This window comes from Actinopolymorpha sp. B17G11, from assembly GCF_040196095.1.
Taxonomy (GTDB): domain Bacteria; phylum Actinomycetota; class Actinomycetes; order Propionibacteriales; family Actinopolymorphaceae; genus Thermasporomyces.
On record NZ_JBEFTW010000019.1, the window covers coordinates 1 to 21,540 of the forward strand.

The window sequence follows — 21,540 nt, forward strand, 5'->3', positions numbered from 1 at the left end:
TCGCCTGCCAGTGCTCCACCCTGGCGGGGAAGTCGCGAGGCTCCGCAACGTCCGGAGTGGGCGAGGTGTCGACGCCCCTGCGGCGAAGCAGTGGCCGCCCGTCGCCGTCCATGAACCCGGCCGCGTCCCGCAACGCCGGCTTCATCGCGTTCGCGATACGGCGCAGGAGCCGCTTGAACGCGTGGTAGCCGTTCTTCAACGCCCGCAACGCTGGGGCGAGCTTCGCCATCAGCGCCCGCCTGCGGTCCGCAAGCCACCGCAGCACCCGCCGGATCAGCCCCGGCGACGGCTCCTGACCACCGGCCGCCGCACGCGCCGCGCGGCGCACCTCACGCCGGGACGGGCGGGTCGCCTCCCGCATCGACCTCTCCAACAGCAACTCGAGCACCGACGGCGGACGGCGCCGGCCACGGCGGGACCGGTAGCCGCTGTACCCGACGCCCACCCGGACGGGACGACGCGGCGAGGGTGCAGGCCTGGCCTGCTCCAGCCCTTCTTCCTCGGCGATCGCCTCCAGCTGCTCAACCATCCGGTCGATGTCGGAGTCCGCCGCCTCAGCCACACCCTCAATCGCCAGCTGACGCTGCTCCGGCGCCAACTCCGCCGTCTCGTCTGCGCCGTCGCCGGCCTCGACACGGTCCAGGACATCCTCGGCAGCCTCGTCGACGTCGACGGTCTGCCCAACCTTCTGCAGGTTCCGCCCCACCCGCGCCGCCCGGTCGGCATCGGACTCGCCGTCGATCGGCTCCACGTCCCCGACGGTGGCCATGCCGTTGTCGTGCAACTGCTGGGCGATGCTCTCCGCCGCCTCCTGGGTGGCGTCGAGGATCCCGTCGCGACGGTCACCGCCGCCGGCCGCGTCGATCCGGTCACCGAACCCTTCGGCCGTCTCCTCCAGGGCGTTGCGGACGTCGGCGCCGGTCAGCGCCTCCTCGGCCCGGTCGACAAGGCTCGCGTCGTCCTCGGACTGCGCGACCGCCTCGGCGACGTTCTCCATCACCGCGTCGACTGCCTCACCGATCCGGTCCGCCACCTGCGGCCGCACCGTGGCGCGCCACTTGTTGCGGGCGATCTCGTCGGGGTTGATCGCCGGCAGGTCCGGATCCGCCGCAGTGTCCGGCTCGGGCAGGTCGGGGAGCCGCCACACGTCGCCGGCCGCGTCCGTGGTGTGCACGATGTCGCGGTCCTCGCCGCCGATCCGCAGCTTCCACGTCCTGCCCCGCATCGACGGGTGGATCGCGAGCAGCGGCCCGACCGCTACGGTGCCGTCCGGGTTTGCGACGGCAACCATGTCACCCTCAACCAGGTCCGCTGGTGACGTCCTCTCCGGCTTCGCCTCCTGCGGCACCTCGGCCGGCGGGGCGGTACCTGCGGCGAGAGCCCCGGTGCGCCGCAACGCCTGCGCCCCTCGGCGGAGCCGTCGCCGTTCCGCCTCCGGCAGGTCCGGGTCGTCGGCGTACCCGTCCAGCGTCTCCGCCAGCAGCTCCGCCTGCCGGGCCGTCAACGGCAGCCGTGCACGGACCCTCGCCGCCGCCTGCGACACCTCCACCAGGGAGTAGACGTCGGTGTCCAACCCGAGGTCGTTGATCCGTTCCCGCAGCGTCTGCGGCGCCCGCAGCAGCGCAGTCGGCTCAGACACGGCGTCTATCGGCATCGGGTTCAGGTTCCGCACCGCAGCCGGGTCGGCGACGTCGGGCACATCGGCGGCCGTTATCTCGGCCGGGTTGCCGTCCTCACCAACCGCCAGGCGGATCGTCTCGCCACGGTCGGCGTCAAGGACGTGCGTCTCCCCGGTCGCCGGGTGCTCAACCTCGATCGTCACCCGGTCGCCGTCACGTTCCACCGACAGCACCTTCGACGGCACCATTCCGTCGGGCACGATGACGTCGCCCACGTCGAGCTCGGCGGCCGTCTTCTCGGTCAACTCGGCCGGCGTTGCGGGTGCCGTGTCCGGGGTGTTCGGGTTCACCTTCCCGACGACCGTCAGGTTCCCCGCCGGCAGCTTCCGCAGCCCCTGCGGTGTCTGGATGGTCACGTCGTCACCGTCGACGGTCTCGACGATGCCGCGCACTGCCCCCGATGGGGTCTGAACCATCTGCCCGGCGCGGACCCGTTCACCGCCGACAGTCCAACCGGGCGGGCGGGCCTGGGAGTCGCCGTCGATGGTGAGCAGACCCGGCCGCTCCTCGTCCCGCTCACCACCGTCACCCCAGTTGACGGTGGCGGCCTTCCGGCTGACCCACGTGACGATGCCCTGCTTGCCGCCTCGGGAGACGACACTGCCCGGGTAGAGGCCCTTGCCGGCGGAGTCGACCGGCAGCTTCTCCGGCAGGTTGCCCTGCATGACGTCCGTCTCGGCCAGCGACAGCGCCCCACCCTTCGACGGGTCCTCAGCGTCGGGCCGGTCCGCGCGGGCCGCAACACCGTCGATGGGGACGTACACCTGGTCGCGGGTGCCGTCGCTGCCGTCGCGGTCCTGACCGATGGTCAACGCGAACATGCGTCGCGTTCCGCGGCGGCCGCGTGAGACGGTGACGGGGTTCGGGCCACCGACAACCCAGCCGGCGAGGGTCTTCTCCCGGCCCCGGGTGTCGATGCCGGTGACACGGGCGATGTCGCCGGGCTTCAGGTCGTGCACCGGCACCCACTGCGCGTCGTGCCCAGCAACCGGCTCCGGCGACTCCTTCGGCTGGTTCTCCCGGCCGGTGGCAGGTGTCGGCTGCTCCGGGTCGTGCGGCACGGTCGCGTCGGGCTGGTTCGGACGCATCGCCTCGACTGCGCGCTCGGCTTCCTGTTTTGCCTGGTCAGTGGAGGGTGCCTCGCCGGAGGCCTGCTGCCCTTCGCGGTCGCCGTGGCCGACGACATGCCACTTCGCCGGCTCCGCGTGGCCGACGGCGCCGCTGCCGCCGGGGGTGACGGTGGCTTCCCACTCGCCGTCCGATCCTGCGCCGAGAGTGCCGTCAGGTTTGCGGGTCCACGCCCCGCCCGTGTCGGGTGTCTCCGGGGCCGGGGTCTGCCCGGCGTGGTGCCGGTACACCGGCTCCACCTGCGAACCGGGCGGCAGGGCGTGGTCGACGCTCTGCCCGTCGCGGATGGTGTCGGGGGAGACCAGTGACCCGGTGACCGGCCTGCCGTTCTTGCCGACGCCACGCACGCGGGTGCCGGCCGGCAGTGTTGCCGGGTCGACAGGGTCGCCGGGGATGTCTGCGTGGCCGCCGACGATGTTCACGTCGTCCAGGTCCCGCGCCGGCACCTGCACATCCCCATCCGGGGTCTCCAGCGTGTACGACGGGCCTTCCGGGCTGTCGTCGCCTGTGCGGGAGTCAGGTTTGAACGTGCCGAGGTGCCAGTCCGGTCCGACCTGCGCCGCGACGAGGGCGCCGCTGTCGGCGAGCGGGTCGAGCTGCCGCGGCGTGTACCCCTCTGCTGTCGGGAGGATCCGGTGCGGCTCGTCCGGTGCCAGTGTCCCGTCGGCACCCGGCACTGCCCCGCCAGGAACCCCACCCGGGACGCCAACCAGTGCAGGGGCTTCTGCCGCTTCCTCGCCGCCGGCGGTAGGTACACCCACACCTTCGGCTTCTGTCCCGGCCTGGGGGCGCCCAGCCTGCCCGGGGACGCCTTCTGCGGCGGCGCCGGGTTCGGCTGCGTCGATTTCGCGGCCGCGTCCAACGTCGACCAGGGCCGGCACCGTGTCCGGGTAGAACTCCCGTCGCGGGCCCTGCTCCGGGTCGTCCGTCGACACCCAGACACCGGGCTCCGCGTCCGGCCCGTCGCCATCGGAGCCCGGTTCCACGCCTGTCACGCTGGAGCGGCGCGGAACGTCCGCCTCTCCAGGACCAGTCTCGATCCGGTCACCCGGCCGGAGGAGACCCGCAGGCATCGGCGCCAACTCCTGCCCGGCCGCGTCCGCTGCGTCGAACGCGTCGCCACGTGCATCGAGTGTGCGGGGCGGGACGCCGGTCCGCTGCACCAAAGCCGGCGGGAGCGCATCGAACGAGCCGTCCGGCCACTGCACCACCTGGTTCGGGAACGTCTCCCCGGCGACCGCTCCGCGCGTCACCGCAGGCGTGTTGCCCGGCAGTCCGCGCACCGCCGCCGGCACAACGACCGGTGTGCCGTCCGCGAGGAGGGGCTCCCCACTGCCCGCAATGCGATCCACCTCGACCGGCTGCGTGTCCTCCGGCAGCGCCTCAGAACCACGCAGGGGAGTGGTCGGACGTTCCGCATCGTGCGCGGCCTTCTCCCGACGCATCGCACCGGGAAGGTCGTCGCCGTTGCCGTCACGCCACCCCTGCACTGCATCCGGATCGAACGGCTCGTTCCACGGGAACCGGTTCCCCTCCGGGTCCCGAATGTTGTCCTCGAACCGCTGCGCCAGCTGCGCGGCGGCTGCAGGGCCACCCCACGTCGACGCAGTCTCGGCGGGGTCGCCGATCGGCAGGCCGGACGGGGCGTGCGCGAACTGGAAGCTCTGCCCGGTTCCGTCGGGGCTCCAGAAGGCGACACCGCCGCCGGGGGACTGGTCGAGCGTCGGGTTGTCCGCGACGTTCCGCATCAACGCCTGGTGCGCCTCGCTGGGCTGTGGTGTGGCGTCGAGCTCGCCGTTGCGGTAGCGGCGGGCAAGCTGCCGTGGCTGCCGGCCCCGCGGGTGACGGCCGCGCGGGCTACGCCCCCTGCCGTCGCCGCCACCACCGGGCTCTGACCCGTCGGGGAGCTCGGGCATGCGGGGACGAGGTAGGCCAGGGAAACCGCCGGGGAACCCGCCGCCGCCGCGGCCGCCCCTGCCGCCGCGACGCCTCCGGTACCTGCCGCGTCGACGGCGACGCCGCTCGTCTTCGTCCTCGTCCTCGTCGTCACGCCTCCGGCGTTCCCTCCGGCGGGCCCGTTCCTCCTGTTCGCGACGTTCGCGTTCGCGCCGCTCCCGCTCCTCCCGGTGGCGTTCTACCTGGTCACGTTCGCGCTGCTCCTCGAACTCACGCTGGCCGCGGCCGTCGATGCGGTTCTCCCGCTCACGCCGCTCCCGCTCCTCCCGCTCGTGCCTCTCGATCTCCTCCTGGATCTCGCGTTCCTCGCGTTCTTCACGTTCCCCCGGTTCGCGCTGTTCCCGCTCGCGCTGCTCCCGCTCCTGCCGTTCCCGCTCGCGCTGGGCGATCCGGTCGACTTCCTCCTGCCGCTTCCGCTCCCGCTCCTGCCGGTCACGTTCCAGGCGGTCCCGATCCGGCTCCGGGGCACGCTCGAGCACGTTGACCGGACGGTTGCTGGACAGGTTGATCCACTGCCGCTGCCGGTCGCTCTCCGGACCCCACTCCACCTCGGCCTCGTGGAAGAGGGCGTTCCTGCGCTGCACCGGCCGCACCAGCCGGACGTTGCCCTTCATCTTCCGGCGGCCGATGGTGATGTTCGCCTCGATCAGGTCACCTTCGCGGAGGTTCTCGGGCAGCATCGGCCCGGTCCGGTCGCCCGGCTGGTCGGGCTCCACCTCCCGGTTCCACGCCTTCTCGGCGTTCTCGCGGTCGTCGGCCTCGCGGATCAGCTTCGCCAAGCCCGCGCTGGGGTGGCCGCTGACGGGTAGCCGCACCCAATTGCGGTTGCCGTTCTCGTCCCGGCCGGTGACCTGCACGTGGTTGCCGACAGTCTCAGCGGACTCGACGGTGAGCGGGCCACGGGAGCCGTCGGGACGCTTGCCGTCGATGACGTCGCCGACACGCAGGTCTGCCGGGTCGACGCGGCCGATGATGGCCGACGGCGCCGGGGTCTCGGGCGCCGCCGGGGTCTCGGGTGTGACGTCTGGAACCGCTTCGGGCTCCGGAGTCGGCGTCTCCGGCTCAGGGCGGAGCGGCCGAAGTATGGAGGGCCTCGCCGGCATGTCCAGCAACGCACGGTCGAACAGGATCGCGTCGGCGATCTCCCTGTCGGCCGGGGACATCTCACCCGAGTCACGCGGCAGACCGTGCGGGATACCCCGCGAGTCGGCCTCTGCGCGGGCGTTCTCCCACAGCCACGCATCTGACCGGCGGATCGAATTCTCCCGCCTGCGCGTCGTGCTGAAGTCGGTCGGCGGGAACGGCGTAGTCGTACGCCCGCTCGCGGTCTCCACGCTCTGCCCGGCTGGGATGTCGTGGACCATCACCCCATCGCGGGCCTCGACCCGCCCCGGACGTGCGGGCGCCGCCTCGGGGGTGACGTCAGGTGTCGGTGCTTCCGGTGTGACGTCCGGCGCCTCGGGCGCCTCAACTGGGGTGGGAACCTCGGGTGTGGGTTCGATGTCGGGGGTCGGCTCGGTTGGAGCCTCCGGGGCCTCTGGCGCAGTCTCGGGCTCCGGCGCCTCGTCGGGTGTGACGTCAGGTGTCGGCGTACGAGGTGCCTCCGGGGCCTCTTCGGGTGTCACGTCCGGGGTGACGGCCTCCAGGTCCTGCTGGACCTGCTCCGGCTCCACCGTCACCCGCTCGCGACGGTTAGGGTCGCCGTTCGGGTCGGTGTGGTCGTACACGTAGTCCAGCGACCCCGGGTCAAGCTCCTTCCGCGCCCGGGTCACCGCCACATACGCCAGCCGAAGCTCTTCCGGCGACGGCGTCGACGTGACTTGGCCAGTCTCGTTGTCCCGTGTCGGCGCCTGGAAGTCGTCACCGATGCGGACCCGGTCCCACTCCAGGCCCTTCGCCTTGTGCGCGGTCGATACGACGACGTCGACCTCCGGGCCAGATGCCATCTCCCGGGCACGCGCGAGGGTCGCCTCCCGCTCATCCGGGGTCCCGAGCGCCGTCCACGCCATGACCGGCTTGCCCTTGTTCTTGCCAGTCTTGTAGACGCCGCCGCCGGGTACCTCGCGCCAACGGAACCCGGCGTCCTTGAGGAAGTCCTTGGCGCCGAACGTCTTCCCACCCGCGACCAGGCCGTGTGGCATGTCGGTGAACGTGACGCCGGCCATGCCTTCGTCGCCGAGCTCGATGACCCGCTGCACGATCTCGTCGAGTTCGTCCACCCCGTGGTCGCGGACGATCCGTTCCAGCATCTTCAGTTTCGGGTCATCACCCTTGCTCGCTTCAGCGACAACCTCCGCCCAGGTGCGGAACACCTCCAGGTCCTCATGCATCCGCTCCGGCGCCGGCCCGTCGCCCTTGAGGTACCTGGCAGAGTCGACCAGTGCGGTGAGGTCACGCTTGGTGCCCTTCGGCACGCCGACCGTGCGGCCGGTCTGCTGCTCGCGAAGAATCTCAGCAATCGCGCCACCGTTGGAGCGGACTAAGATCGCATCCGCGCCCTGCATCGTCCCGGACTCGACAACGGTGGAGTCGGCTCCCGCGCCGACGACCCGGCCGCGCGAGTCGTGCATCTGCAGAAACCGGTTCGCGATCTCCGCGACCTGCGGGCCGAACCGGTATGACACGTTCAGTTCTCGGTCGGCGTCCGCGTCCACCGTGGACAGGTAGTCGACGGCCCCGGTGAAGCCGTAGATGGCCTGGTCGGCGTCACCGACGATGACCTTCCGCATGTTCTGGTCTTCGATGACCTTCGCCAGCACCGGCGGCGTGTCCTGCGCCTCGTCCAGGAACAAGGTCGTCGCCGGCCGCTTCAACCCGCTGCCGGACTTGGTGAAGTCGGGCCGGGACAGCGCCCACATCTTCCGGACGTGGTCCAGGGTCAGCTTCAACCGGCCGTCGCGAGCCTTGAGGTCAGCCCACGCCTTGTTCGCCAGCGCGACAAGGGCGTCCTGCGTCTCCGCTGGCATCGACTGGATTCGGTCGGGCAGATGTTCCCGACCGATTGCGTCGTCGGCACTGTTCGCCCACGTGGCAACCGCGCGGGTGACGGCCATCGCCTGCTCGGTCCGACCGAGGGTCATCTCGTCATCGGACGGGAGGTCACGGCTGATTCCCAGATGCCGCGCCACGTCATCGGCTCGGCGCAGAGACTTCGTTGCCCGGGTGCGGTCCTGAACCTCCTTGGACGCCCACTGGAAGGCGATCGAGTGGCCGGTGCGGGGCTCGGTGTTGGCCGGCATTCTGGACTCGGCCTCGGTCTGGACGCTCTTGTTGAACGCTACATAGGCGATCCGCTCGTCCGGGTTGTCCCGGCCGATCCGCCGAGCCAGCATCTCGAGCGTGGTCGTCTTGCCGGCGCCAGCCTTCGCCTCCGCCTTCGTCGTGCCGCGCCCGGCGAGGACCGCGTCGAAGATGGCCTGCTGCTGCGGCGACGGTGGGAACTTCTCGCCCTCCAGCTGCTCCGGCGTCGTCTCCCGCTCGGTCGGTGTCTCCGCTACGAGTTCCTCGACCGCATCCGGGATGTCCGCGTCGCCTGCCGTGTCGGGCGCGGCTGCGGGCGGGGTCGCCCGCTCGGCGTCCTCGATCCGCTCCTCACGCACCTCCGGCGGCTGCCGGATCTCGGCGTCGGCGTCGGCCGCTCCAGGCGTGTTAGCCGGCGGCGGCAACGGCTCGGATGGCACCTCCGGTGTCGGACGCTGCTCCGGCAACTGTTCCTCCCGGGCCCACGGGCGGGGGACCAGTGACCGGCGAGGTGTCGCCGTCGCCCGGCGATAGGCGTCGTCCAGGTCGACCTGCTCACGACCAGCGTCGGTCAGCCACAGCCGGTTCGGCCCGCCCTCCTCGTTGGGGTTTCCGGTGTTCTCGTGCCGGAGGTAGCCCTGCTCGATCGCGTTCCGCAGAGCGATCGGGTTCAGCCCGAGCTGACCAACGCCGCGTGTTTCCGCGTCGTCGAGTCGCGCCATTCGGTTGGCGACGTCGGACAGCACGTTCAGCGTGCCGTTGGGCGCGGTCGGCTTCGGCGGCAGCCCTTCGCGTTCCTCGCGCCGTTCCTCACGTTCCCTGGCTCGCGCCTCGCCGTGCTCCCGCTCGAACCTGGCCCGGAGTGCGTCATACCGCTCGGTGTCGCCGTCCTCGCGGGCCTGGAGCCCGGCGGGCAGAAGGTCGTCGCTGGCTACTTCATCGACGGGCACGTTCCGGAGATGGGTGTAGTCGGGCTCCGGCTCGGACGCTGGTTCAGGCTGGGCCGCCTCCGCTGTCTGTCGGTTCCTCTCGGTCTGAATGTCGTCGATGAGGCTCTGAACGGCGTTCGCGCGGGCGCGCTCCGTGTCCCGAGTGAACGTGTCGTCCGTAGCCTCGGCGCGGGCGTTCAGGCTGTCGCGGTAGCGCCCAAGGGTGTCGATCGCCTGGTCCGGGTCGGTGACGTGGACGCGGATGCCGTCGTAGGTGTAGCCGGGTTCGCGCCCGTCGTCTACGGCTGCACCGCGGGCTCGGCTGGCTCCGAGCATTGACATGTTGCTGCCCCGGAACGCACGCGGCGTCCACGGCGGGGTCTCGGTCGGCGCGGCCGTCGCGGCTTCTGCCCGTTCCTCCCTCTCTGCCTGCTCACGACGGCGTGCCCTGGCGCCTCCACCGAGGCCTGTCCGTCGGCGTGTGTCCTCGGCACGGATCGCGTCCTGGCGTTCCTGGTCGCCATCGCGGCGAGCCTGCTCCAAGGCGAACTCGATGTCGCGACCGGACAGGTCAGCGACGGGAACGTCCCGCAGGTGGCTGTAATCGGCCTCCGTCTCGGCGATCTGCTCGTCGAGACCGGTCTGACCCTCAACCTCCCGAGGACGCTCGGGCCGGGCCTGCTCCTCGTCGAGCACCATCGACAGTTCGGGCTCCACGCCGCCGATCTGCTGCTGACCGGCAAGCTCGCCGGAGGTGGCTGGCGCCTCTTCAACCGGCGTCTCATCGTCGTCGCGGGACTCCAGGGCGGCTGTGTCGGCAGCTTCGTCCGCGCGGGCGGCAAGGTCGTCTATCCGCTCCGCAACGTCTCCGAGCTTCTCGACCGAACCCTGCGCTTCAGCCGCCCGCTGCCGGTCCTCCTCGGCACCTTCCGCGTCGCCAGCGGCATCTGCCGCTTCCGCTGCCTCAGCCCAGTCGTCCGCCCGGTCCTGCTCCTCCCGCGCGCCCTTTCGGACGGCTGCCGCAGCACCCGCAACGGACGTCGCACGCCTGGTGTCGTCCCCGGAAGCCTGACCGGTGTTCAGGGCATCCAACGCGTCAGCGACAGCTTCCCTGGCACCGGGGGAGAGGTCCTCATCCGCGAGCGTTGCCTGCAGCTCGGTCTGGCCTTCCCGGACGACCTTCTCAACCGACGGAGCTGTCTCCTCCTCCAACGTCGACGGCGCGGCCGCTGAGGGCGCGTCCGGGTCCAGCTGCTCAAGGTCCGCCCGCACTCTCTCCGGAGTGAGCGGAGGTGTCGCACCAGCCTCGGGCGCCGCGGCTGGACGGGACGGGGCTTGCTCGGACGGCGGCACAACCTCACCGAACGACGGCCGGCGCCGTTGGCCGGTGGAGAACCGTTCGGCAGCCTCCTCCTTCATCTGCCCGTACCGCTCGCGCATCCGCTGCCGCACCTCGGGTGCAAGCACGGCGCCCTCGCTGTCTGTCGCGTCGTCGGCGAGGATGGCGGAGACCAAACTCATGCGCTGCTGGGCACTCTGTAATTCGTCGGCTTGCCGGAACTCGCGGCCACGCTGGGACTCAGCGACACCGATCTCCCGGAGGGTGTTCTCCCGGCTTGCCGTGAAGCTGTTGCGGCGGTCCTCCAGCCCGCGGATTCGCATTTCCAGCCGGGTGACGACGCCTTTCATGTTCTTCTTAACGTCGTCGCGAGTGACCCGCACGGACTCAACCGGAAGCTGCCGGCCGCCGTACTCGCCGCGGCTGAGCGGGCTCAACGAAAGTCGAAGCTCCGGCTCCCTGCCGCGGACGCGCCACGAGTGCGCGCGGACGTAGAACCCGCCAAGCTCCCCGACAATGCCCTGGTTGGACTCCCCGTCAGGGATATAGCTCTCGTCGCCGAAAATCTGCTCGAAGCGAGTCTTCATCGCCTCCGCGGCGGCGTCGCGTGAGGTGACGTCAGTCCCATACTGGCGGTAGCGATCTGTGCGGACGGACATGGCGAACTTCTCGCCTGAAGTGTCGACCCGTTCTGAGATGGCGTCGTTGAGCTGCCGAATCGCCTCGGCGTACCGCGCCTCGTTTCGCTTCCCCTCGTCGATGATCGACCGTGCCCGAGACTGCTGCCGGTCGTAGTTCCGCTTGGCCGCCTCCAGGTTCTTCAGGTTGGCCTGCAGTTCGCGCATGTCGACGGCGAGTGGGTCCTCTGCCGCCTCGCCCGCGAGGGTGTCGAAGTCCTTCAACGGGTCCGCGTCGTCGGCGAACTCGATCGCCCCCTGGTTGTAGTCCCCGTTCTGCATCGCGTCCAAGCCGGCCTGCTTGTACGCGATCATGTCCCACGTCTTCTCGTCGTGGGTGCCCTTGGTGATGTAGACGTGCGACTCGACCTCGCCGTACTGGTTGCCCTGCCGGAGGCCGCGCCCCTCACGCTGCTCGATGTCCGACGGCCTCCACGACGCCTCGATGTGGTGCATGGCCGCGAGACGGTTCTGCGCGTTGGTGCCGGTGCCGAGCGCCTCGGTGGAGCCGATTAGGACGTCGATGTCGCCTTGCCGCGCCTGCTCCATCATTCGCGCCTTGAGAGCCGGCTTCCCGGCGGCCTCTTGGACGAACCGGATCCGCTTCGGGTCCATGCCCTGCGCGACCAGCCGCTCCTTGAGCGCGTCGTAGGCGTTGAACTTGCCTTCCTTCGGCGCCGACGAGTCGATGAACACCATCTGCAGTGCGCCCGGCTTCTCCGCCAGCGGCGTACCGTCCGGGTCGTTGTGCTTGACCTTGAACCGGCGGTCCTTCTCCCGCCGCCAGACCGCTGCGATCTCGCCCGCGGCCTCGTCCAGCTTCGGCGAATCCAGGGTCGGGTCATCGGGGTCGATGCCGGCCTCGCGCAGCCCACGCTCGGACATGAGGCGGGGGTCGATCGCCATGGCGCGGCCATCGCCGATGACAGCGATCGGTATGTCGTCGCCCTTCCCCGGCTTGCCTCCGCGAGCGGCGATCGCCTCGATTCGCGCCTTGAACGACGCCTTCGCCGCATCCTGGGCTTCGCTGCGCTCGACGACGTGCACCTTGCGTGCACCGCCATGGAGCTTCGGCACCTTGAGGTAGCCCGCGTCCTCCAGGTGCTTCGCCGACACCGTGTCTGCGAACGTGCGCCAGATCCGCAGACCGTCACCGATCGCGTCGGTGAATCCACGGAACCGGACCCTCTCGACGTACCCGTTGGACGAGTTGTCGGATTCGACCTTCTTCTCGATCCGGGCGAACGTCGCCGCCCACGAGTCGAAGTCCTCGATGTTCGCCTCTTCCAGCAGGTCAGGGCGAAGCATCCGCATCATCGTGTACATCTCGGCGAGGCTGTTGCTGATTGGTGTGCCGGTCGCGAACGACACAACCCGCTTGGGGCCACCCCTGCCCGTGGCGCGGTCCCGCAGCAGGTTCAACTTCATGTGCATATCGCGGGCACGGTCGGCCTCGTTCGGGGCCTGCACACCCTGGATCGTCGTGGCGAACGGCAGGTTCTTGAACCGGTGAGCCTCATCGACCATCACGTAGTCGATGCCGAGCTCCTCGAACGTGATCCCACCCTCGTCGTACCGCTTCTTCACCGCCTCAGCGATCTTCGCCTTGAGGGCAGCCTTCGCGGCTTCGAGATGCTTGGTGTTGACCTTCTTCCCGGTTTTGGCTTTCGCCTTCCGGATGCGGGCGTCGAGCGCGTCCAGCTCGACCTGCATGTAGTCGCGGAACGCCTGTTCACTGACAGGGATCGCCTCGAACGCCTCCCCGGTGAAAATGACCGCGTCCCAGTCGTTGTTACGCACCTTCGCCGCGAACCGCTTCCGGGCACCAGGTCCCTTCAACGAGTCGGAGTCGACCGCGAGGACCCGCGCATTCGGGTACAGCTCCCTGAACTCCGACATCCACTGGGAGATCAGCGGGTTCGGCACATTGAAGGCGATCTTGTTCGCGAGCCCGAGGCGGCGCAGCTCCATCGCCCCGGCCGCGAGGGTGAACGTCTTGCCCGAGCCGACGACGTGCTCCAGCAGCACCGCCTCGTCGGACACAATGCGGTTCACACCAGCGTTCTGGTGCGGCCGGAGCGTCTTCTCGGCGTTCATGCCGGGGTAGGCGCGGGTACGGGTGCTCGCGACTCGAGGGACGATCGACCGGAACCGCTGGTTGTACCGCTTGGTGATTAGGTCGCCGACCTTGGAATTCGACCACAGGTAGTCGTTCCACGCGGCTTCGATGTTCGCCGCGGCGGCGGTGGCGAGTTCCCCGGCCTTCGGGTCGACGTAACTGGTGCCGTCGTCGTTCCTCCGCCTGATGGTGATGATCTTGTGCTGCTGCTTGAGGATCGCCTCAAGCAGCTTGTAGAACGACCGGTCCGGGGTACCCCACTCCTCTTCGGCGGCCCGCGAACGACCACGCGACGGGGTGGTGACCTTCCAGCCGTCCTCCTTGTCCCACTCGACCTGGACGTCGGTCCGCATCAGGGACTTGGCGAACGCTCGAATGACATCCGTGCCCATCCACGGGGCACCGAGCTGCTTCGGGACGTCATCCAGAGTCGCGTCGGCCGGCATCGCCGACTCGAGCGCTTCGACGTTCCTCTGCCACTTCGGGTCCTTCTCCGCAGCCTCGCGTGCCACCGCGAGCTTGTTGCGGATGTTCCCAGACAGGTACAGGTCGGCCGGGACGTAACTGCCGTCACCTTCGGGGTCGATGTACGCGAGGCGCTGCCCGACGACCAGGTCCTCGACCTGCTCCGGCTTGACGTCGAGGAGTCGGGCGAGGGTGGCGGCGTCGATGTCCTCGCCACGCTCAGCGGCGAGCGCCAGCGCATCTTCCGGCGTATCCGCGCGTTCCTTGACATCGCGGTTCCGGTCGATCTGCCGCTTGTGGAAGATGTCAGCCTTGTGCGCCTTGCCTGTCCCCGGGTCGAAGCCGTGCTCCAGGCCGAACAGGGACGCGGCGCCCTCGTCGTCCATGACGAACCGCATCACCGGCGGAGTGCGACGGGTAACTGTCTTCTTGCCGGTCGTCTTGTCGGTGGTATCGGTCTCCTCGTAGCGGGAGATCGGCCCCTTGTACTTCGCCACGTAGGCGTCGTAGAGCTTGTTGAGCCGCTTCCGGGCGTCCGCCAGCCCAGGATGGTCGTCGTTATGGGTGGTTTCGGCCTCGATCAGCTCGTCGGCGGCGTCACGGATCTGCAGGAGATCGCGCAGTTCCTCCTGCTGCGTCTTCGGCACGTCCAGCGCGACGACGCGGCCGTGCTCGACGATCTCGAACCGGTGCCCGCGGCCCTTCTTGTTGGGCCCGGTGCCTTCAGCGTCCTCGCCGAGGTAGGCAATCCGCCCTTCCCGGCCGCCGCCGACGTTCCGCTTCACGAGGGGTGGCGCGTCCGGGTCGGTGTCAGGGTTCCAGCCGCGCCCGGCTGCGTTCGCCTTGTCGGTGATGTCCTTCAGCGCGGCACGCAGTTGTGTCTGCACGTCGCCGTTCGCGTTGACGGCCATGGCGTTGTAGCCGCCGTCCTCGATGGTGCCGAGGACCTTGTCGGGGTTGTCTCGGAAGTAGTCGTTGATGTCGTAGCGCCGCGGCTCCTGGTTTGGATCCTTCGGCCTGACGCCGAGGACAGGACGCCCGTCCGGGTGGAGAGCCGGGGACGCACGCAGCCACGTGGTGTCGGCCGGCGCATCGCCCTCTTTGCGGCGCCGGAACACGAGCACGTCGGTAACGACATCGGTGCCGGCGGCTTCAGCATGTGTTTTGCCTGGGAGCCGGACGGCGCCGAGCAGGTCGCCGTACTTGGCGATCCGCTGACGTGCGTCCGGGTCCGCCTTGTCGAGCGTCCACGACGAGGTGACGACCGTGGCGATGCCGCCAGGCTTGGTATTCGCGAGCGCCTTCAGGATGAAGTGATCGTGGATGTTCAGCTTCAGGCCCGGGTTGTAGGTCTTGTCGTTGACCGGGTACCTGCCGAATGGCACGTTGCCGACGACGGCGTCGAACACACCCTCACGGAACGGGGAGCTGCCGAACGACTCGTTGTAGACGTCTGCGTCGGGGTACAGGTGGCGGCTGATCGCGGCGGTGATCGGGTCGAGCTCGACACCGGTCATGTGCGTGTTCTCAGGCGCCAATCCCATGAAGTTCCCGGACCCGGAGCCCGGCTCGAGGACGTCTCCGCCCCGGAAGCCGAGCCCCTGCATGGCGCGCCACACCTCGCCGACGATCTTCGCGTCGGTGTAGTGCGCGTTCAGAACGTTGTGGTTGGCGTCCTCGTACTGCTGCGGGGTGAGCAGCTGCTTGAGTTCGGCACGCTCGGCCGCGAACCTGCCCTTGTCCTCGTTGAAGACGTCGGCCAGAGACCCCCAGCCGGCCCACCGGGCAAGGACTCTCTGCTCAGCCGCGGTGGCCTGCCGGTCCTCGGCCTCCAGCTTCCGCAGCAGACGCAGCGCCGCCATGTTGGCGTCGAGCTTCGCCCGCTCACCCTTCGGCGCAAGGTCGGCCTGGCCCTCCGGCTTGAACCGGTGCGCCCGGCCAGCCGCTACTGGGTGCTGTTCGGCTGCGCTGCCGCGCCGCTTTCGGGTGGCGGTGCCTGCTCGTCCTCGTCCTCCCACCCGAGCAGGACCAGGCCGGCCAGCCGCTTGTTCTCCGTCCCCGGCTCCGGCGGCAGGTACACCAGGTCGTGCAGCGCGATCTCCTCCGCCGACTTCCTCGCCTGCTCGTGCGCCGCCTTCACGTCCAGATACGTCGGGTTCTCCGGCAGGACGGCCTCCGGCCTCGCGTCCACCAGCGCCGCCCTGATCTCGTCCCTCACCTGATTCGCCAGGTCGCTGAAGAACGTCTCCGGGTCGTCCACCTTCGCGTACCGGCTCGGCAGGTACGTCTTCCAGTAGTTCTCCGCGATCTCGCGGTAGTTCGGCACCGGGGGCTCCTTCTGGCGTTTGGGGTTGGCGCTGTGCCTCATTCTCCCGGCTGGCGGCCGCTGCCTGGTCGCGACGCTTCTGAATGCCCTCACGCATCTGGGCGTAGCTGGGGATCAGACCGTCCCGCGCGGCCGGGTCGAGCCGTTCTGCGTCGTTGACGAGCTGCTCGGCTCGGTCGTAGTCGTCGGCCTGGTACGCCTGTCCGGCTTCGGTGGCGATCTCGTTGGCGCGGTCTCGCCGCTCCTGGGCACGCCGCTTCCGCTCGTCCTCTGGCAGGTTGAGGACGTCGGGCCGCTCGTTGATCTCGGCCTCTACCGCGTCCCAGACGTGGTGCCGCTTCTCCCGGTCCCGCTCCCGAAGTTCGGGGTGCCGGTTCTCCAGGATCTCGGAGACGTAGCGGACGGCGTCGCTCTTGCCGAAGTTCATGGGGCCGCCGAAGTATTGGCCGGCCATGTCGTCGACGCCGTTGCGGATCAGGGCACGCTCGACGTCGCTGAACCCTTCGCGCGGGTCCGCAGGCGCTTCGGGAGTCGGCTCCGCCTCGGGGCGCGGAGTGCCGTCGGGGGCGAGCGTGTCGGCGATCCGGCGCATGCGTGCGGCGGCGTTCCGGTACTGCTCGGCCCGTTCCGGCTTGTGGTCTGCGTAGAACTCGGCGCTCTCTTCCAGTTGTTCTGCGCTTTGGCGGGCGTCCTGCGCGGCCTGCCGGATCATGCCGCGACGCTCGGCGTCGGTCATGTCGCGACCGCGGCCGCCTCCCTGCGCCACGCGGAGTTTCCCGAGCACGCCCTGGGTCTCGCGTGGCTCGTTCGCCGGGATGTTCTGCAGCTCGTCGACGATGGAGTCGATGTCGGGCTGGGCCCGACCCTCGTCCCGTCCCTCGCCCCGCCCGGGCGCCTGGGGGAGGAGTTGGTCTGCGACCGCTTTGAGCCGCCGGGACGCGTCCTGGTAGGCGGGGACTTCCTCGTCAGGGACGGGGGCGAAGTTGTCGGTGACGGTCCGGTCGATCTCATCGGCCTGGGTGCGGAGCTTCTGAGCAACGTCGGCGATCGCGGCGTCCCGATCCTCGTCGGAGATGACGCCGCGCTCCATGCGCCGCTTGAGGTTGCCCAACTCCTGCCCGATGTCGGAGGCTTGGACTTCCGGGACGCGGGCGGCGTGGGCGGCGTCGACCTGCTGGATGATCCCCTGAATCGCCGCGTTGACCCGATCCTCGGGCGAGCCTTCCGGCTGGCCAGGAGTCGGCGTCTCGGGTGTGGGCGGTTGCGCGGTCTCGCCGCGGGCGGGAGACTTGCCGGCCGCTACCCGCTTCTCTTCCCTCTCCCGGGTGAGCGTCGCGATGGCATTGTGATGGGCCCGGTTGGTGGCGATGCGGAGCTTGTCGCCGGCCTTCTTGCGCCGGTCCAGAAGGCCAGGGGACTCCCAGTCGAACCTCTCACCGTCGACCTCGATCTTCTCGAACTCGGCCGCAGCGAGGAACGCATGACGCTTGGTCGCGTAGGTACTGCGAAGCGCCCTCCCGCGGGCGGCGGTGAACACCCTCCACTTGCCGTTGTACTTGCCGATGACGAACGCGCCGCCATCGCTCTGCGACGCCGACGTGATCTCTTCGGCGTTATCTCGGGTCTGGTCGTCGTCATCGTCGGCCCCGTTGCGCCAGTGCGCCATGACAGCCTGCAGCGACGAGAACCGCTTCGGCCCGGCCTGCGGCTCTTTCGTGGGTGCGCCCTGCGCGAGGCGACGCACACCGGCCGGCTTCTGGTCACCGTCAGGCGCCCCGCCCAGCCGGTCGTCCCTCTCCCGGGCCGGCTTCCTCCGCCTGGCCGTTCCGCCGGTCTCCCGCCGCTCGTCCTCGGCGAGCACCTTGTCCTTGCTCCGGGTGGGCCTGCCACCGCCAGGCCGCTCCACCATCGCCAGACGGGACCGGTGGACCGGCCGGTCGTAGCCTTCGACGCGGACGTAGCCGTTCCCGGAGACGCCAAGTACCCGGGCGACCCCACCACCCCAGACACGGGCAAGTCCGCCGGTCTCGATGAACCGCCCCAGACGGTCCCGGGGGTGCAGCGCCGAGTTCCACGGCTTGCGGCGAACCTTGTGCTCAAGCGTGGGAGGGAACTGCGGCGGCATGGGCGGCACCATGCCGACCCGAGACGGCTAAGGTCGCGGCCTCAACGCGCCCCCGCGAGCCTGGAACGCTCCGACCTGACCTCACCTGGCGGTGCGGGAACGAACCTGCCCGTCGCGGTCGCTCTATATGCCAGCCAGCAACGACAATGGCGCACGAGGGACGGGGGTCCGAGGGGGTCACCGGGGTAGCGGAGTGGGAAGTCGTCGACGATGAACGGTTCACCGATCGGCCGTATCTGCCCGGCCAGCTCCTGGTGCGCCGGCCGCACATTCTCGTCGCCGCGTGTCCGCCACAACCGGACGATGCCCACCATGTCGTCGACCACGTCGACGTCGCTGCCCAACTCCGGCACCGGGGTCAACGACTCCGCAACCGCATCGCGGGCGCCGTTCACAACGGCCTGCGCGACCGTCGTCGCCACACTCTCGGCGAACCCTCGCGACCGGGCCAGGTAGAACTGCCGCACCACCGCCTGCAACTCGTCCAGACCGATCGGCACCAGCTGCGCCGCGACGATCGCCTTGGCGAGTTCCTCCAGCAGCTCTCTCGTCGCCTCTCCGGCGATGGTCAGCGCCGAAAGGATCGTGCTGGCAGATGTCTGCGCCGCCTGCCCGGCCAGGCCGGCGCCCGCAGCGGCACCGCCGGCTAGGACACCAGCCGCGGCCAGTGCTGCCAGCAGCCCAGCGCCAGCCTCGGCAGCAGCGGGTTCGACGATCGGCTGCAACGCCTCCGAGGTCGCCTGCACCCACCGGTCCTCGTCAACGACCCTTCCCGGGTCGATCGGCTTGTCCCCGCCTCGAGTGTCGGTGGGGGAGTCAGGCTGCCAGTAGCGGGTGCCCTTCCTCGTCTTCGGCGAGTCGAGCTTGGCGGCGACGACACCGGCCTGCCGAGCCAGCAGCGCATCCAACGCCGCGGCGCACGCGATCTCCAGCCGGCGTGCCTCGTCCTCGCCAGGGTCGTACTCGACGAACGGGCTGGCAGCTTTCGTCTCCATCGTCCGGGCCGCGTCGACGGCCGCCGACGCTGCTCCAGGAGCCCCGACCGTGTCGACCCCGGCGCGGGCCGCGTTGACAGCCGACTCGGCGCTGCCCGCTGCCGTCCCGCCACGCGCCGCGAACACGCTGTCGGCAGCCGTGCCGCCGGCGACGTCGCCGCGGGCTTCCTGCACCGCATCCGCCGCTGTGCCGTCCCCGCCGCGCGCCTCATGCACCGCGTCGATGGCCGTACCGGCGTCGGGTTCGGTCGGTGCAGGTGGCTGCCCGCCCGACCCGGGCATCCCACCCTCGGCTGGTGGGCCGCCCTCCCCGGGTCCGCCAGTCGGAAGGATGCCCAGCGCCTCCGCGTCCGACGGTTCCTTCGGTACCGGCGCCTTCGACGGCGAGATCCACAGTGCCCGGGAGTGGGCGTTGTCGTACAGGTCCCGCTTGGCGTCCTTGCGGTACTCGTCGATGGAGATGAGCCCGTCCTTGAACTCCTGCCGGGCCTCCTCCCGCCGCTTCCGCCGGGGAAGCTCCAGCACCTCGATCGACGACGTGTCGATGAACGGGTCCCACACGTCGTCGATGTCCGGGTCGAACGGTGAGGCGATCATCTCCAGGTGCGGGAGCATCGTCTCGGCCCAGAAGTTGAACGCCTCCTGCTCCGCGTTCGCGTAGGTGCGCTCCGAGGCGTTCCCGGCGATCGACTCCGGCACCCCGAACGCGGACAGGATCTCGTTCTTCGCGTTGATCGAGGTGTGTTCGTACGACATGTCACGCGGCTTCGCAGCCGTGTCGACGTAGCTCATGCCCCCCGGGCCGGTACCGATCGCGGCGATCTTCCCCGCGTTCTCCGGGCCCGGCAGCAGCCGAGACTCGATCCGCTTCATCTCGTCGTCGTCGATGCCGTCGGCGTCGATACCGAGGACACCACCGGGCCGGGCGTCGTTGCGGATGAACGACACGTTGAACAGCCGGGACAGGATGTCCATGTCCACGGAGATCCCTGCCGCCTCCAGCGGCGTCACCGACGAGAACGGGTCGGTCGGGTGCGGGTCCCGGATCCACCGGATCCGCTCCGGCGGAATCTCCCGGACCTCTCCGTCCCGCTCGTGGAACTCGAAGAAGGCGATGTAGTCTCCGCCAGGGTCCGGTGTCGGGATGACCCGCTCCGGAGGTAGCAGGTCCAGCCGCGCGATCCGGCCCGCCCTCGACTTGGTGACCTCGACGAACACGCCACGCTTCGAGAGCAGGAACTGCGCCGACAGCCGCTTGCGAAACATGCGGCCGGTCTCGATCGGGTTGGCCCGCTTGTTCATCACCCGCAGCAGCGGATGGTCCTCCAGCGTCTCCTGGTACTCCCCGTCGACCATGTTCCGGCCGATGCCGAACGGCAGCCGTGACGCGTGCCCCGAGATCGCCTGGATGGCGCGGAACACCCACACCTCACGCTCGAACCCCTCGGCGACGGCCTTCTCCAGGTCCCAGCCTGCGGCCCGGTCCTCCCACCCGTACCGCATCCCGGATCCGGCGCCGCCGAGGACGATCGGCTGCATCACCCCCGACGTCGAGAGCAGAGACTTCTGCTCCGTCGCGCCGGCCACCTTCTCCCGAAGGCCCGGGAGGAATCTGCGTCGGCCTGCCACTGGCCGCCCCTTACGCCTTGCCGGTTGCGAGCCAGCCGCCGACACCCACGGCCATCAAAGAGAGCACGGTGCAGCCGAACAACGGATGAACGACGAACGCGACCACACCGAGCCCTATCAACCCGGATAAGGCGAGGACGAGTCCTGCGACGTCACGGAAGATGCGCAGCTGATCCGTGGAGGGAGTGGTCACGCCGCGGGACGCTATGGGTCCCGTGCGTCTAGCGTCGCGGGCTGACCTTGTGGTGTGACGCGACGGTGTGTGCTGCCGTGCACGGCGGGCAGCGGCACTCCCAGTTGGAGTAGGTTCCGGGCTTGCCGTGCTGGACTGGCAGGTCGGGGTTCTCCCGTAGCCGCCGCGCCCGCTTCCGCCGGTATTCCATCCCAGCCTCGGCGTGTGCCCGCTTGCATGGTGTGCACGGGCATCCCCAGTTCACGTACGTCGACTCTTTGCCGTGTGGGGCGAGCGACGGATCTGCTGTGATGCGGGCCCGGCGGATGGCGCGGCGGCTGTTGGAGGGCGGTTCAGTCGATGCCGACATACGCGTCCACGCCGTACCGGCTGATCGGCTGGCCGGCGATGACGATTCCGACCGGGTCGTAGACCTTCCGTTTCGCCCGCTCACCGATCGGGCCGCCCCGCAGGTGTTCGTTGTTGATCAGCGCCGAGCACGGTTCGTCGGCTACGTCGTCCCACGGCCGTTTGCATGCCCGGCAGTACGTCTCCAGGGCGTCGATGCGTTGACCTTCGTTGGTGCGGAAACTGCCTCGCAGGTTCGCGTGCTTCGCGACCTTCCTGTCTACGCGGACCTCGGCGGCCACGATCCAGTCATGGTCAAGGTTGCCGTCCGGCGGGGTTTGCTGCGGCAAGGTGGGGCTCCCTCCCGTGATGTGTGCCAGTGACGTCGCCTCTCAGCGAAATCCCCAGTTCAC

Annotated in this window: 4 protein-coding genes; all 4 read right to left on the minus strand. The window is 69.8% G+C overall.

The genetic code is table 11. From position 1 onward, the window contains the following. Window positions 1–17,983: helicase-like domain-containing protein (locus ABN028_RS19295; RefSeq protein ID WP_349697534.1), on the minus strand; the 17,983-nt coding region annotated here is incomplete at its 3' end. Window positions 17,984–18,024: 41 nt separating this feature from the next. After that, window positions 18,025–20,607 (minus strand): phage portal protein, encoded by a 2,583-nt coding sequence (locus tag ABN028_RS19300; RefSeq protein ID WP_349697535.1) that lies wholly within the window; start codon window positions 20,605–20,607, stop codon window positions 18,025–18,027. 10 nt (window positions 20,608–20,617) lie between these two features. Continuing rightward, complete coding sequence (locus ABN028_RS19305; protein WP_349697536.1) at window positions 20,618–20,800, minus strand: hypothetical protein; 183 nt, start codon at window positions 20,798–20,800, stop codon at window positions 20,618–20,620. Between the two features lie 332 nt (window positions 20,801–21,132). After that, entirely contained in the window at window positions 21,133–21,477 is a 345-nt protein-coding gene (locus ABN028_RS19310; protein WP_349697537.1) for a hypothetical protein, read from the minus strand. Window positions 21,478–21,540: the final 63 nt, after the last annotated feature.